We start from the raw sequence: 14397 nt of genomic DNA on the forward strand, positions 1-14397 counted from the left end.
GCAAGATCGTCGGCCGTCGCGGCGGCGCGCGCCAGCGCGGCCTCGCGGCGCGCTGGCGTATCCGCTCCCGGAACAACCGTGGCAGGGAGTTCCGGCAGTTGCGCGCGCAACTGATCGGCCTGCGCCTGCACATTCGCCACGAGTGCGCGGGCGCCGTCCAGCATGCCTGTCAGATCGAAATCCGATTCCGCGATGCTCGTGCGGTCCAGCACCGGCAGCGCCGGGCGCGCCGGCAGCGGTTGCTCGTGCAGCGTTGCCGGATCGATCCCCGTCGCTTCGCAAAACTCGGCGATGTGCGCGTCGCGGCGCGCGGCACGCGCATCGTCCGCTGCCTGCTGTCGTTCGGCTGCCGCCTGCTGGCGCGACGCGAGCGTCACCGCGTCATAGTCCGCGGCGAGTTCGGACTCGTTAAACAGATGCGCGGCGGCGCGCTCGGGGTCGATGCGACACGCGTAGACCTGGGCGTAGTGTGCGAGCGGGCGCGGCATCGACAGCGCCTCATATGCCACCATCACCCCTTCGATGTCGAACGACAACGGATCGTGATGCACCGTTTCGCCGTGATACAGCGCAACGCCCAGCATCAGGTCCGGGAAGAACCACAGCGTGTCGAACGACAGACCCACCTCTTCGATATCGGCCGCGCCGCGTCGCTGGACAAAGCCCCGCGCGCGCAGCGCAGGCACCTGCCCTTCGATGGTCGGATGCTGCGGATGCATGCCGGTCAGGCAATACGATTCGCGGCCCTGCAGATAGCCGTCGAGCTGCTGATCGGCCGGCGCGCGCTGAAACAGCGCGCGCGACGCACTCGACGAAAAGCCCGGCGCTTCGCTTACGCGCCACTTCCGGCCGTAGCGGCCCGCATGGCCGATGCGCGGTTGCCAGTCGAAACCGAGCGGCCCGAAGCCTGCGGGCGCGTAACGAATCCAATGACGCGTGACGGGTTCGTCGGGCTGCTCGAGGTTCGGCATCGCGCCGTGGTTCGCACCGAACAGCGCGGCGAGGCGATTGCGGTTATAGCCTTTACCAAGCGGATTGCCGCGATGGCGCGCACCGCCGAACGCCTGCGCGTAGCCGAGCGGCATCGACACGAACGGCTGCGGTTCGTCGATGCGCAGCCACGGGGCATAGCGCCACTCCCGCTCGCCGCTCACATTGAGCGTCTTGCTGAGGCCCGCCGCGGCGAGCGTCACCTGCATCCGTTGCACCGGGTGCCCTTGCGGCGCGTACGCGCTGCCGGTGACGAGCAGCTCGGCACGCGGTTTCGCGAGCACTTCGTCAAGCGGCTGTGGCATGCCAGGCATCCCCAACGCGTTGACGATGGCGGGCCATTGCTCGTTCTCGGTCAGAAAACGCTGGACCTGCGCGGCGAGCGGAAAAAAGCCGAGCGCCGACACCACGAAACGCCGTTCGCCGCCGAACTGATACGAGCGTGTGAGCGCACCCAGCGTCATCGGTTTGATGATTTTCATCGCGTGCTCACAGGTAGATCTGGATCACGCCGACCAGCGTGATCGACGCATTGCCGACCTTGATGTCCGGCTGCTCCGGCTGCGTGCTGATCTGCACGCCCGGGCCATTCAGCTGGATCGTGTTCTGCACGCCGCTCATCGAAATGCGTGTTTCCACGCCGGTCACCGACATATCGAACGTTTCGCCCGCGAGCGACATCCGCGTCGACTTGCCGACCAGGCTCATCGAGACCGTCTCGCCCTGCATGTCGGTGCTGCTCGACAGGCCGACCATGTTGAGCGCGCTTTGCACGCCGGTCATCGACACGGATTTCGACGCCGACACGATGTTGGTCGACTCCGACTCGCCGATCGTGCTGAGCGTGGTGCTGCTGCCGATCGTCGACGTCGACTTCACGGTGCCGTGCGTCGACTGGTCGGTCGACACGCCGATCGAATTCACACTGCTCGATGTCGTGATCGTGCTCCGGCTGAGGGAGACGCCGATGGTCGATACCGAATCGCTGGTCGAAATGGTCGACTCCGACCGGCTGGTGCCGTTCACGGTGCTCGACGACACGGAATCGCCGTCAACCGTGCTCAGGCTCGTCACCTTTCCGACGTTGTTCGACTGGCTGTAGCTGTCGCCGTACACCTTCGTCACGCTCGCGATCACCGCATCCGGCGCAGGCGACGGCGACGGCTTTTCCGACGCGGGATCGTACCGCCCATGGAGGCTTTGGCTGTACACGCTGCCGACCGCGCTAAAGCTTTCCTGGCGCCCGGACCAGTTGCAGCCGTAAGTCGAACCGTACGAATACGAGCGGCTCAGCAACCCCTGCGCGCCGTTTTCGGACACCGCATAGCTGTAGCCCGCACCTTGCGCATAGCTCGCGTCGCGATACTGTCCGCTTGCATACGCGTTCGATACGAGGTCGATCGCGCGGTCGAGCGTGCTGGGCGACGACACGTCGGACGCCGCGCCAAAGCGGATGCTGAGGTTGTCGCCGTAGCTCGTCGAATGGCTGCTGCCGACCGACGTATTGGCGGTCCAACCCGACGGCGTCACCACGCGCGAGCCGTTCGCATGCACGATGCTCTGAATCTCCGGCAACTCCGATTCGTCCTGCGCACGCGCGACCACCACCGTCACGCCGACCTCCGGCACCGACTGCATATGCGCTGCGAGCTTCACCCATACGGGTGCGGCTGCCGTGCCGTCACGCTCGGTCGCAAAGCGCACGTAGACGCCTTTCGCGTGCAACGTGGAAGGCGAGGCATCGCGGTCGGTCAGGTCGTTGGTGACCATCTCGAAGTTTTCCTTCGAGTAGTATCGCCAGCTGGTCGGCGCGGTACTGCCGTCCGCATTGACGACAGTCGCAAGCAGCGACCCCTGCTGCGTTTCGTCGAGCGAAAACGGCGTAATGAGCCCGGCCGATTCAGCCGCGGTGAAGCGGTTCTTGTAAGTCTGCTGGTCGGCTTCGTGCGACACCTGGGTGAGCACAAAGCTCTGATGCGCGAGCGATTCGCGCACCGGCGCCGCGCTCGATCTGTCTTCGGGGGCGGCCAGTTCGAAGCGGTAGCCGACCCGCATCTGCGCACACGTGCTGGTGCCGGACAGATTCGTCGCCGACGCGCGGCGGGTCGCGTCCGACGCGTTCGCGAACTCGTCCGCCTGGCGCGCGCTGACGCCATACTGATACTGCTTGTATTGCGTGAACGGCAGTTCGCCGGTCTGGCTGCGCCCGGCGAAGTACGTCTGGAATACCGGAATCGTGTCCTGCTCCCACCCTTCCTGTTGCAGCGCGAGCACGCAGTCGACACCGCCCGTGACGAGCGACTGCTGGAACGTGTACCCGGTCACGACGTCGTCCTGCGCCAGTCCGTTTTCGGACATATCTGTGAACGTATAACGCAATGGCCGTCCGCCATTCTCGATGACCGGATATTGCGCACGATTCGAGAACACCACCGTGTGGCCGGTGCCGCTGTGCTCGAAGTAGTAGTGGACATGCGCCTTGCCCATCAGGCGCTGGAGCAGCGCGAAATCCGATTCGCCGGCCTGCAGCCAGTCCTGCACGCGTGTGCAGGCAAGACTATGCGCACCCGAGATGCCATCGAGCGAACACGCGATACCGTGTTCGCGCAACAGCGCGCCAATCGCGTCGGCGACGCTCATCTGCGTGAGCATCCGATAGCGGTTCGTCAGCGTCAGCTTCCACAGCGCCGGCTTGACCGACGCGCGATACACGCCCGGCTCGCTCATCGAGAACGCCGTGACGATGCCGTTGAACACGGTCATGGCCAGATCCGGCGCGCCGCCTGCCAGCAACGTCTTGAAGCGCCGGTTCGATGCGTCGCCCGGCCCAGCCGCGGGCCGCCGAGGATCGGGGCGGTCGATGCCGAGCGTGATCGGCCGGCCGATCAGCTGATCGAAGCGCACCGGCGGCACCTGCGCGCGCGGCAACGTATTCGCGCGAAGCTCCACTTCGTATGAGAACGGCTGCGAGACCTGCTCCTCGCCGGTGAAGCGCTCCACGCGAAACGTCTCGACGCCGAGTATCCGGCCGCCGGGCAGAAAGATGCCGGCGTGCAGGAACACGCGCGGATCGGGCGAGTCGACGCGTGCGATGGGGGTGGTGCCGATCGTATCGCGCGTGTTCATGCGCTCACTCCTTGCGGGTCGCCGACGATCATGAAAGTCACCGCACGGCGCTCGTCGCCGGGTGCGCCGCCGCCAAGCCATGCGGTCTGGCCAAGCCGCAGCCCGCGGTAACGCGTGCCGGTCGTGACGGCCGCATCGTCCCCACCAGCGGCTTCGTTGCCGGCGGCCGACTGCTGGCCCGGCACGGAAGCCAGCGGCTCGTCGGAGAGGGCGGTCAGCATCGGCGGCGGCAGATTGCGGGCGCGGATTGTCATGGTCACGTGGCAGTCGACGCGCCGGTCGAACAGCAGCCGGACCATCTGTGCAAGACCGGCATAACCATCGACGGGCGCGATGCTGCCCGTCGCGCTCGTGGCTGCATCCGCGCTTGCGGCGGCGCTGGTCCCTTGTGCGCCGCCACCCGATGTGCCGTCGGCCGCGGACGCGTCCTGCCCGGCGGCAACCGGCGCTCGCGGGCGCGGCGGCAGCAACGCGCATAGCCGCACATAGTCGACATCGGGCACCGTCAGACGGACACCCGCGCACTGATTCCAGATATGCGTGCCCAGCACCGCGTCTCGCCCCAGCGTCGTGGCGCGCACGCCGAGCAGCGGCCGGTCGGCGGGCAGCAGCTTGCGCCAGCTGCCCACTAGCGGCTCGAGCTGCGCGGCGGGCACGCCGAGAAAGCGCCGCAACGCAAGCTGCGCGCCGGCGCCGCTCCGGCGCGTATCGGCTAACGTGGCCGCGATGCCGAGCCACGCGCGGCGCGGCAGCATGATCTGCGCATCGGCGCCGCGCGACGCGATACCGGCGATGCTCGCAAGAAAGTGCGCCTGACGCGTGTACTGCGGCAGTGCGTTGTCGAGTGCGAACTCCTGCCCTGCTTTGAGCCGATGACGCAGCACGTGCAGACGATGGTTGAATACATCCAGAAACGTTGCGAATGTGCCGTCGTCGTCGCGCAGCCGGTCGCGGACCCACTCGAGGAAGGGTTCCGGCAACGGTCCGAGCTCGCTCGCGACACAGTAGTTCGGCGTCTGGATCTCGATGGCGCGGGGCTCGTGAGTGTCGCCGGGGCCGGCTTCGATCGGCCGGCAGCGCGTGACTTCTTCGCCCGGAAAGCCCGCCGACAGATCCGCGCGGAACCGCAGCCCGTGCGCGAAGGCGTGTGCGTGCACGCCATCCGCCATGCGCCGCGACTCGAGCCGCTGCGTCGCGTGGCTCGCCGGCGCCGCGGATGCATCGCGCGCGCGCAACAGCTTCACCAGCTGAAACACGTCGATGCGCCCCGGGGCCGCGAACATCTGGCCTTCTAGAGAAGAGGCTGTGCGCCGACCATAAGTGGCCATTCGTGCAAGGCTCCCTTAACGTCATTGACGCTGATGCGCAGCGCAACCCCGGCGTTGATCGCGGCATAGAGCGCGAAGAATCGCCGCATCACCTCGCCGAACAGCACGACGCTGCTTTCGGCAAAACTGTTCCGGTCGAGCACGAGGTCGACCATCAGACCGTCGACGAAACCGCGCCACGCGTCGTTGCCGCTGCGGCCGACGATGCGCGCCGAGCGCGCCTCGCGAATTCCGTCGATCTGTTTGAATCCCTGCTCGCCGCGGCTGCCGACGTGCTGCTTCAGTTGATCCTTGAGCGCCGCGAGCGCGTTCGGGCCGTCCGTCAGCGACAGGCGGTTCAGCGCCAGCTGCGACGCGAGCGCCCAAGGCCGCGCGCCGATCAGGCGCGGCGTTTGATGCGCGGTCGGCGGGCTCGCGATACGCGCGCCGCTGATCGCGCCCGCACCCTCGAGTCGCACCACGTCGCCGACGCGAAGCTGCTCCGGCAAATTGCGGTTCGTGCACAGTGCGCTGCCGCCGATCGTCTCGTCGGCGGGCCGAGCCAGCGTGAAGGTGGCATCGAGGAACGACACGTACAGTTCGGTGCCCGGTTTGTCGCCGAGTTGCACCTGCTCGCGCCGTGTCAGATAAAAATAGTCCTGCGTATGCAGCGACCGGAAATCGTCCATCGAAAAGTACGGCACGATCGCTCGCGGTGGCTCGCCGGGGCGCATCGAGTACAGCTCGGTCAGCGCAAATACTTCGCAGTGGCGATGGTTCATCGCATCGCCGAGCAGACGGTACTCATAGCGCGTCTGGTCGAGCGCCAGCGGCTCGAGGCGCTGCGGATACAGGTTGACGAGCGGCACGCAGTTGAGCAGCAGCCGATCGCCGGGCAACGTCGTCACCGCATCGACCGGTTGCCTGCCTACGAACATCAGGTCGAACGCCGTCGCGCTCGCGCACGGCGCGATGCCTTCGACGTCGAAGAAAAGAAATTTTTCCGGAAACGCAAAGTATTCCTGAACCAGCCGATACCCCGGATGCGTATCGCCATTCGACACGAGCATCGCTTCGTCTTCCGCGAAGCCGCGCCACTTCAATGCGTCGGCCGGCAGTTCCTGCGGCGGGCCGGCCGGACAGCCCGAGTCGTCGAGCGGCTGCACGACGATCTTGCCGAGTGAGATCGCGAGCGGCTCGTAGAACGTACGAATTTCGTGCGGCGCGCAATTCAGGAAGAAGCCTAGCCGATCCAGACGCAACCCCTGCAGCGTGCCGCCCCCTGCGCGGCGCAGCCGCACGCAGAGTACCGAGCGCAATTCCGGATCGGACCAGACCGCATCGTCGAGCAAACCGTCGTCGGGGACGAACAGGCGGATCGAATCGACCGCGAGCGGAACGAGCGGCGTCTCGTAGCAGGTCGTGAACCGGCACGTGACCGGATTGCCGCGCACATCGCGCCCGGTCGCGGTAAAGATGCGCCCGCGCTCCAGCACCTGGCGCTTCGCGAAGTTCGCGCCATCGGGTTTGACTTCGAGTGCGGCGACCGTCATCGACGGGACCGGTGCGCTCAAATGCGGATAGAGATAGTCCGTCAGCGCATTCGGCAGCGCCGCCTCACCAAGGTCGAGCTGATAGCGCAGCCGGCCCGCGAGAAAGGCGAACGACTGCACCAGCAGTTCGACTTGCGGATCGGTCGAGCGCCCGCGATTGAGGCCGAGCGCACCCGCCGCCGCCGGATAGCTTTGCGCGAACACCGCCGCATCGGCGCGCAGCGCGGCAAGCTCGCTGTTGAAGTAGTCCGCGAGCGTCGTCTCGGCTGTGCTCATGCGAGCTCCGCACTTTCAACACCGGTGGCCGCATCGAGCACCACTGATAGCGGCTGCGCGCCGCCGCCGCGCAACGTCCCGGATACCAGCAGACGCGTCGGCATCATACGGTTGCGCGCAGGCACCAGCGTGATCTCGACATTCGCGAGACGCGGTTCGAAACGCTCGATCATCTGTTCAAGCCGCGCTGCATACTGCTTCAACGCGGCCTCCCCATTGGCCGACAGGTTCACTGCATTGAGCATGCCGAAGCCGAGCAGATCGGTGTGATCGCCTGGCAGACGCGGCCGGGTCGCGACGATGCGCTGGATCTGCGCCGCCACTGCGTTGGCCAGCACGCCACGATCCGGCGCGCCGGGTTCGAGTGGTGCATGGCTGGTTAGACGTTCGAACAGAAAACGCATAAGCGGATCCGGATAGGAACTCGAGTGGATCGACGCGGAGCACACCCGCCGCAGGCGGGCCGCACGGTCATTTGGTGCCCTTGTCCGTGAACTGCCCGATCGGCCGGTTGCGCGCAATACTCCAGCCGGCGTGGAAGTTGCCGGCCGGATGCATGTTGGTCTGCTGTACCGTGTAAGTCCAAAGGATCTCGGTGAAGCTGAGCTTGAACTGTTCGGTAGGCATATCGTCCGGGTGGGACTGGAACTGGATTTCCGTGATCAGCGTATCGCGCAGCTGCATCGTGATGATGTTGCTCGTCTTTTCGCCCGAGTTGCGCGCGATATAAAGCTTGGTCGGCTTGTCAGTGGCTTTGAGCAGATTGTCGAGCGTCTGCGCGCGCAGGCAGTAGTCGTATAGCTTGACCGATGTCTTGTCGACATACTTGACGCAGGTGAATTCGGTAACGATCGGGCGCCCGGACGTGCGGGCGGAATTGCTGACATCGGTCGTTACCTGCTGCTTCATGCCGTGGTGAACGGAGACGAGTTCGATGCACTGCCCGAGCTTGAGCACCTCGTCGCGCCACTCATTGTCGATCAGACTGCCGCCGCCTACCCAGTCGTTGTCGCTTTTGCCGAAAATGTCGTCGTTACCTGGTTGTAACAGGATCAGATCCATCGTTATTCCTTGTGCTTGTTGAGTCGGAGTTACGCGGGCAGGTCCGCCACGAGGCGAATCGAAGCAGTCAGTTCCTCGAGCTGAAAGTGCGGCTTCAGGAACATCGTCGCCTTATACGAGCCCGGGCTGCCCGGCACCTCAGTGACAACGATCTGTGCGGAACGCAGCGGATAACTCGCCTTCACCTCCTGGTTTGCGTTGTCGTCGAGCAATACGTATTGGGCGATCCAGTTGTTGAGCAGCGCCTCGACATTCACGCGCGTCATAAAACCGCCGAGCTTCTTGCGAATGATCACCTTCACGTAGTGCGCGAAGCGTGACGCGGCGAGCATGTAGGGCAGCCGAGCGGACAGTTCCGCGTTCGCGTTGGCTTCATCGGACAGATACTTGATCGGCTGATTGACGGTCTGGCCGCCAAAGAACACAGCGCGCGACGAACCTTTGCAGTGACACAGCGCGATAAAGCCGAGGTCGCTCAGTTCCTTCTCGCGGCGATCCGTAATCGCGACTTCGGTCGGGCAGAACAGCACATCCGAGCCGCGGTCGGTGCGGTACTGGTAAAGCGGCAGACCGTCGACGAGACCGCCGCCCTCTTCGCCGCGAATCGCCGCGGTCCACCCATACAGCGAAAACGCGGTGGTGATGCGCTGCGCGAGCGCATACGCCGGGTTGCCCCACAGGAACTGCGCGTCGGAGTCGATATTGACGGTTTTGGCGCCGACCTCGTCGGCCTTCGGATTGCCCGGGTCCGTCGACGGACGGTGCTGATCCGACGAGATATCTTCGATATAGTTAAAGCCGACCGGCGACACGGTGTAGTCGTACGGCAGACGCAGCAGCAGACGCGGCAGCACGAGCGTCGCATAGCGGGAGTCTTCGGTCTGGCGGAACTCGTTAAACGGAATCCATGCACTGCCTTCGAAGATTTTTTGCAGGTCGCGCGGTTTCGCGAGTTGCGAAAAATCTTTGAGACCGAACATCGACGCGTCCACGCCCGCGAGCAGCGGCGCATGCGCGGCGGCCGCGACCTGCGTCAGCTTGCCGAGGAACTCCATGTCCGCCGCGCTGTTCGAGATCGGGTAATCGATGAGCAGCGTGCTGTATGGATTACCGCCATAAGTGCCGTACTCAGCCTCGTAGATCAGCTTGAACATCGTGCTCTGATCGAACTCGACCGCGTTTTCCAGATCGTTCTGCAATTCTTCGCGACGCGTATTGAACACCTTCAGCTTCAGCATCGCGCCGGTCTCGCTGTTCGCGACGAGGCCGGACAGGCCGCGCCACGTCGCTTCGAGCTTCTGGAACGACGGTGCGTGCAGGATCGCGTCGATGTTCGCACTCAGGTACTCGTCGATACTCACCACCGCGCCATCGATCCACTGCGCAGCTTGCTTGCTGGTCTTTGCGATGTCCGCATCGAATACCGACAGCACGGCATTGCTGAAATGGCCGATCGTCACACGCGCATCCTGCCAGTCGGGCGGCACGGCGCTCGCTTCGGCCGGTGCGGCGTCGCCGTCGGCCGCGGGCTGCGTAATGACGAGGCGGCCAAGCAGTTGCGCGAGCACATCGTCGGCCGTCAGCGCATCGGCGGCGACCAGAGCCGCTGTGGCCTCCGGCTTGATATCGAGCGCCGCCCAGCGGTCCGGTTCGCTGTATGCGTTTGCGTCGGCGCCTTCGCGATAGCGCGCAACGATCGCGGCCCGCAACGCGGCCTGGTCCGACGCGCAGATCCGGTTAAGCACGCTCGCCAGCACATCGTCGATTTCCGCGCGTGCCTGCAGGCCGCGCACGCGTGCGCGCGCATCGTTGCGCATCGAGAGACGTGGAACGCGCCGCACGACCGCGATCGGCGCAAAATCGCCAAGCGTGCCGAACGTCAGTATCGTGGCATCGCGTTTGGGCGTGCCATCGGGTGTCTCGGGCGGCAGCGCGACCTTCGAAAGATCGACGCTCGCGCCCGACGCCTTCATCACGTCATGAATGTTGTCGCGATCGATCTCGATCAGCTGGCGCTGCTTGTACGGCGCCGGCATGTTGGGGCCGCCCGCATCGCCTGCCAGGTTCGCGAAAATGCCGACGATAAACGGCAATTCGACGGCGCGCATTGCGCCGCCCGTTTCCACGTCGTATGTGATCTTGACCCGCGGCGGCCGCACGCGGGTCAGCTTCTGCTGCACCTTGTCGTCTTCGCTAAAGCTCATTGGATTCGCCTCGCTTCATTTCGGATTGGAAAGAGAAGACGAACGAGTCCACCGCTCGATCAAGTCATTCCCCCGGGGGCGCTTCTATACAAGCTCTGTGCCAGGCCACGGGTTATTGACCGCAAGGCATTGCGCGACAAGCTTCTCGAGCGGTGCCGCGGCGTCGGATATCAGGCATCGATGGGTCGGATTTGGCTCAACGTGCGTTGTCTTGCCCGACGTCGCAGATCTCCCGTCTGCCGCGGACTATAAGGTGCGCACTGGCGACCATCAGGTGTGGGCAGGATTGCCCTTGATGGGTGTGTTTCGTCTCAGTAGGCGGGCGCTTGCGCACGCGGACGCGGAACATCGACGCGTCCTTCATCGGACGAGCGTGGAATAGGCAAGGCGATGATCGTGGTCGCTAGGGTCTGGCGTCGTCGGCGCGTCGGCGCCAAAGTTGACGGTGTGCGACGCGGACGCAGGCAATGCGACCGCTTGCAAGCAGCCATTCGAGTGCTGCCTGCGTGATATCAAGCGACGAGGCTAGCGCCGGATCTCCGATCCACACGTGGTGCACGCCTTCCACTGTGTCGGCCGCGTCAGGATTGTCCTGCAAATAGCGCGCTATGCGCTGTGCGACGGCGCGCACGATATCGTCGTTCATCGGATGCACCCACGCCGGCACTCCGTGCAGGCAAAGCCGCGCCTAGTTCGAGCGGTCTTTTGTAAGTCCATGCCTGCGCACCAGCTTGCCGAATGAGCTGCGCTCCTCGCCAGCCATGCGCGCGGCGAGAGACAGGTTGCCGTTGGATGCGTCGAGAAGCCGGCGCAGGTAGTCCACTTCAAAGCGCGCGATGGCCTCCGCCTTGGCCTTCCTGAACGTGCGCTGCCCATCTTCATCTGGCGCATGGGACACTCCGCAGGACTGCGAGACATCGCCCAGTCTCACAACATCGTCATCGCTCATCAAAAAGGCCCGGTGTATTGCGTTTTCGAGTTCGCGAACATTCCCCGGCCAACCGTAGTGACGCAGATAAGTCAGTGATGCGTGATGAAAATGTTTAGCGGGATTAGTGTAGCGGACTCTTAGCCGGTCCAGGAAAATCATCGCGAGTTCGGTGACGTCGTCGCCACGCTCGCGCAGCGCCGGGATATGCAAGGAGACCACGTCCAGCCGATACAGCAGGTCTCGTCTGAACAGTCGCGCCTCGGCCAGTTCCACCAGATTGGCATTGGTCGCCACGACAACGCGTACATCCGCATGTCGCGTGGACGAGCCGCCGACCCGTCTATAGGTGCCATCCTGAATGAAACGCAACAGCGAAGCCTGCGCCTTCAGTCCAAGCGCGTCGACTTCGTCGAGAAAGAGCGTGCCCTTTTCGGCTTCAGCAATCAGCCCCCGGCCCTCCGCCTTCGCATCGGTAAACGCACCGCGCTCGTGGCCAAAAAGCTCGCTTTCGATCAACGACTCGGGTAACGCACCGCAATTGACCGGCACAAACGGGTACTGCTTTCGCGCACTGAGGTAATGAATCGCACGCACCGCCAGTTCCTTGCCGGTGCCGGTCTCACCGAGCACGGTAACAGGCACATCGACGCTCGCGATTTTTTCGATCTGGCGCCTCATGGCGCTCATGACGGGTGACGAACCGTGAAAATTGAGGCGGGCAAACTGATCCATGAAAACTCCAAAACCGGTCGGGTCGCCGCCCGGTATTGCACGGCATTGACCTTGCCATTGACTGTGATTAACGCGAGGATGCACGCGCGTTCAGCGTGGTTTGACGCAATTTTTTGTGGAGCCAAGTAGTACGCCTAGTTGAAGCGAGGTACGCGTTGTGTACGGCTTATTTCCGGCGACGCTCGTTCGCTACGCGGGTATTCTGAATGCCGGTATCGCTTCACGTTAACGGATTGCGGCCGCCATTCTTTATAGTCTTTTATGTGATTTACCGAAATTTGTGTCAGGTTGACACAAACCCAGGTGCGTCAGCCATTGCATACCGATAGACCCGCCGGCCTGAACATACGTTGACGTTATTTTTACATCCGCCGAGCGGAATTCTTAATGCGGTGAGAGCAGACTCAACTGTTGAGGCACTGGGTCGAAGTTGACCTCATTTATTATGCACAGTGGGCAAAAAAATACCTCACCGATCCTCCTTCACACGGAAAAATGACGCGAAATCAACGCATTTTCAGACGCGCCGACATGGCGCGCAAATTGAATAGGTATCAGACATTTCATGACCGGAACCATCAAAACCATAACGCACTCGAAAGGTTCATATTTATTTCCGATATCTGGGAAAAAAAGATGATGTATTTTCGCGTGACGTCTCAATCAATGCTGTCTGTCTGCTAAAGGATCCGAACTACGTAAAACAAATTCACTCCGATTCATCGAAAAGCAATGCAATGGTAAGCATGAACCTGGAGCCAAAACCCAGGGCGGGTCGAATATGACCTCATTTGTTACCGCTGCCGGATAACGCAACAACGGCTTCGCCATGTCTGGACGAACGTCCACGGAAAGATCCTTAGATGAAACAACGAAGCAGAGCCGCCAGCCTGAGTTCTCTTCAAAGCCCGCGCGAACCAGTGCCCAGCGCCCGGCCAGCAAGCGCCAGCGAAGGCTCGCGAAGCTTGTCGCCATTTCGGCATCCTGCGGCAGTTCAACATCCAGCGGCGCATAGCGGCATCGCGGTCCAACAGCCGCCGACGATGCCGCACGGGAACCCGGCCCCGTCCAGCAGTCCGGCTTTCGGACGCGGACGCTCGTTAAGCCTGGACGCGTCGCCACGCGCTTCGCGTGCGCTCAGCGTGGACTCGGGCCTGTCGGCGTCAGCGTCGCATTCGCGACGCAACAGTAGCGGTGCCGGCCCGGTCGCGCCGTTGTCGCAGATGCAGGCATTTCCCTCTGCACCCTCCCGGCGCAACAGCCGCGGTAGCAACCCGGAATCGCGATCGTCGGCGCCGCACACACCCCTGTCCTCGCCGCGCGCCCGGCGCGATAGTGTCAGTAGCATCGCGCAATCCCGCTCGTCGGAGTTGTCCACGCCGCAGCACACACCGCGCGCCCGGCGCAATAGCGGTGGCAACCTCGGCGTACCGCCAGAAGCCGCAAGGACCGAAACGTCGCGGACAAAGGTTGGCAAATACGCGCCCAGCCTGACCGACGGCGCCGCGGCCGGCTTTTCGATTGCCGCATCACAAGGCGTAAGCGCGACCGGCGCGATCAGCGGCGGGCTGTGGAGTTTCAGCGGCGCCATGTCGGAATACAGCAACTGGAAATCCGATACCTATAGCAGGCTGGCAAGCGTCTCTAACTTTCTGAACATCGGCGCAGGAATGGCAAGCTTCGTCGGTTCATTTACTAAGGATAGCGTACAGTCTAACGCTGGATATGCGTCCTCGGCACTGTGGGGTGCCAGCGCGGTAACGAACATGCTGCAAGGCTACACCGACAGTTCGCGTAACCTGGCGAGCAGAGGATTGCAAATGGCGGGTGGAGGACTGAACGTCCTCGCCGCCGGCCTCTCCGCCAAGGCGACACATGAGTCGGCCAACAACAACGACGATAGCGCGGCCTTTTACGGCATGTGGTCTTCGATCGCCTGGGGAGCAGGTGCCGTAGCTTCGACAGCGTCCGTTTGGGCTCAAGCTCCCAGGCCGCGCGTAGCGCCATTGCACGGCGCCGAACTCGCGTGATCATCCGAATGCGTCGCACTCGTCATCCGCCTCTTCATTGCTCGGTGGCGACATACGGCTTGACCATCTTGCGGACATCGACAATGCGATCGAACTCCGCTTCGGTGACGAAACCGAGTTCGAGCGCTGCCTGCCTGAGCGTCTGGTCGTGGTCCATCGCATGGTGGGCGATCTTCGAGGCCTTGT

13 protein-coding genes are annotated in these 14397 nt (G+C 63.5%); 1 reads left to right on the plus strand and 12 read right to left on the minus strand.

The window, feature by feature from the left end; all coding sequences use genetic code 11:
- The 11 genes from HV796_RS36965 to HV796_RS37015 all read right to left on the minus strand — a co-directional run.
- Positions 1-1472, minus strand: a 1472-nt coding sequence (locus HV796_RS36965) for a DUF2169 family type VI secretion system accessory protein (protein ID WP_175232805.1), incomplete at its 3' end; no start/stop codon positions are given.
- A 7-nt stretch (positions 1473-1479) separates the two neighbouring features.
- The gene (locus HV796_RS36970; protein WP_175232806.1) at positions 1480-4116 is read right to left on the minus strand and encodes a contractile injection system protein, VgrG/Pvc8 family; all 2637 of its coding nucleotides are present in this window, start codon (positions 4114-4116) and stop codon (positions 1480-1482) included.
- Positions 4113-5399: a type VI secretion system baseplate subunit TssG gene (locus HV796_RS36975; RefSeq protein WP_175232807.1), complete on the minus strand. Its 1287-nt coding sequence runs from the start codon at positions 5397-5399 to the stop codon at positions 4113-4115. The genes HV796_RS36970 and HV796_RS36975 overlap by 4 nt, the downstream gene beginning before the upstream one ends.
- 8 nt (positions 5400-5407) lie before the next feature.
- Complete coding sequence (tssF, locus tag HV796_RS36980) at positions 5408-7252, minus strand: type VI secretion system baseplate subunit TssF (RefSeq protein ID WP_175232808.1); 1845 nt, start codon at positions 7250-7252, stop codon at positions 5408-5410.
- Positions 7249-7656 (minus strand): type VI secretion system baseplate subunit TssE, encoded by a 408-nt coding sequence (gene tssE / locus HV796_RS36985; RefSeq protein ID WP_175232809.1) that lies wholly within the window; start codon positions 7654-7656, stop codon positions 7249-7251. The genes tssF and tssE overlap by 4 nt, the downstream gene beginning before the upstream one ends.
- A 67-nt stretch (positions 7657-7723) precedes the next feature.
- Positions 7724-8314: an Hcp family type VI secretion system effector gene (locus HV796_RS36990; RefSeq protein ID WP_175232810.1), complete on the minus strand. Its 591-nt coding sequence runs from the start codon at positions 8312-8314 to the stop codon at positions 7724-7726.
- Positions 8315-8343: 29 nt separating this feature from the next.
- Entirely contained in the window at positions 8344-10518 is a 2175-nt protein-coding gene (gene tssC / locus HV796_RS36995) for a type VI secretion system contractile sheath large subunit (protein WP_175232811.1), read from the minus strand.
- A gap of 403 nt (positions 10519-10921) precedes the next feature.
- A complete protein-coding gene (locus tag HV796_RS37000; protein WP_175232812.1) occupies positions 10922-11164 on the minus strand; it encodes a hypothetical protein in 243 nt (80 codons plus the stop codon).
- Positions 11165-11206: 42 nt separating this feature from the next.
- Complete coding sequence (locus tag HV796_RS37005; protein WP_175232813.1) at positions 11207-12181, minus strand: sigma-54 interaction domain-containing protein; 975 nt, start codon at positions 12179-12181, stop codon at positions 11207-11209.
- 663 nt (positions 12182-12844) lie between these two features.
- Positions 12845-13156: a hypothetical protein gene (locus tag HV796_RS37010; protein ID WP_175232814.1), complete on the minus strand. Its 312-nt coding sequence runs from the start codon at positions 13154-13156 to the stop codon at positions 12845-12847.
- A 19-nt stretch (positions 13157-13175) separates the two neighbouring features.
- Positions 13176-13529 carry a hypothetical protein gene (locus tag HV796_RS37015; protein ID WP_175232815.1) on the minus strand — a complete coding sequence of 118 codons (354 nt, stop codon included), beginning with the start codon at positions 13527-13529 and terminating at the stop codon, positions 13176-13178.
- A 22-nt stretch (positions 13530-13551) separates the two neighbouring features.
- Between HV796_RS37015 and HV796_RS37020 the strand changes: the two genes are divergently transcribed.
- Complete coding sequence (locus tag HV796_RS37020) at positions 13552-14211, plus strand: hypothetical protein (RefSeq protein ID WP_175232816.1); 660 nt, start codon at positions 13552-13554, stop codon at positions 14209-14211.
- A 34-nt stretch (positions 14212-14245) separates the two neighbouring features.
- Here HV796_RS37020 and HV796_RS37025 read toward each other — a convergent pair whose 3' ends face one another.
- Positions 14246-14383 (minus strand): hypothetical protein, encoded by a 138-nt coding sequence (locus HV796_RS37025; RefSeq protein ID WP_281369970.1) that lies wholly within the window; start codon positions 14381-14383, stop codon positions 14246-14248.
- Positions 14384-14397: the final 14 nt, after the last annotated feature.

Source organism: Paraburkholderia humisilvae (assembly GCF_902859855.1).
Taxonomy (GTDB): Bacteria; Pseudomonadota; Gammaproteobacteria; order Burkholderiales; family Burkholderiaceae; genus Paraburkholderia; species Paraburkholderia humisilvae.

What these genes read in the sequence shown, in the direction of transcription:
- HV796_RS36970 (WP_175232806.1), bottom strand. Translation starts at nt 4,116, where the DNA reads ATGAACACGCGCGATACGATCGGCACCACCCCCATCGCACGCGTCGAC.
- HV796_RS36975 (WP_175232807.1), bottom strand. Translation starts at nt 5,399, where the DNA reads ATGTTCGCGGCCCCGGGGCGCATCGACGTGTTTCAGCTGGTGAAGCTG.
- tssF (WP_175232808.1), bottom strand. Translation starts at nt 7,252, where the DNA reads ATGAGCACAGCCGAGACGACGCTCGCGGACTACTTCAACAGCGAGCTT.
- tssE (WP_175232809.1), bottom strand. Translation starts at nt 7,656, where the DNA reads ATGCGTTTTCTGTTCGAACGTCTAACCAGCCATGCACCACTCGAACCC.
- HV796_RS36990 (WP_175232810.1), bottom strand. Translation starts at nt 8,314, where the DNA reads ATGGATCTGATCCTGTTACAACCAGGTAACGACGACATTTTCGGCAAA.
- tssC (WP_175232811.1), bottom strand. Translation starts at nt 10,518, where the DNA reads ATGAGCTTTAGCGAAGACGACAAGGTGCAGCAGAAGCTGACCCGCGTG.
- HV796_RS37000 (WP_175232812.1), bottom strand. Translation starts at nt 11,164, where the DNA reads ATGAACGACGATATCGTGCGCGCCGTCGCACAGCGCATAGCGCGCTAT.
- HV796_RS37005 (WP_175232813.1), bottom strand. Translation starts at nt 12,181, where the DNA reads ATGGATCAGTTTGCCCGCCTCAATTTTCACGGTTCGTCACCCGTCATG.
- HV796_RS37010 (WP_175232814.1), bottom strand. Translation starts at nt 13,156, where the DNA reads ATGGCGACAAGCTTCGCGAGCCTTCGCTGGCGCTTGCTGGCCGGGCGC.
- HV796_RS37015 (WP_175232815.1), bottom strand. Translation starts at nt 13,529, where the DNA reads ATGCTACTGACACTATCGCGCCGGGCGCGCGGCGAGGACAGGGGTGTG.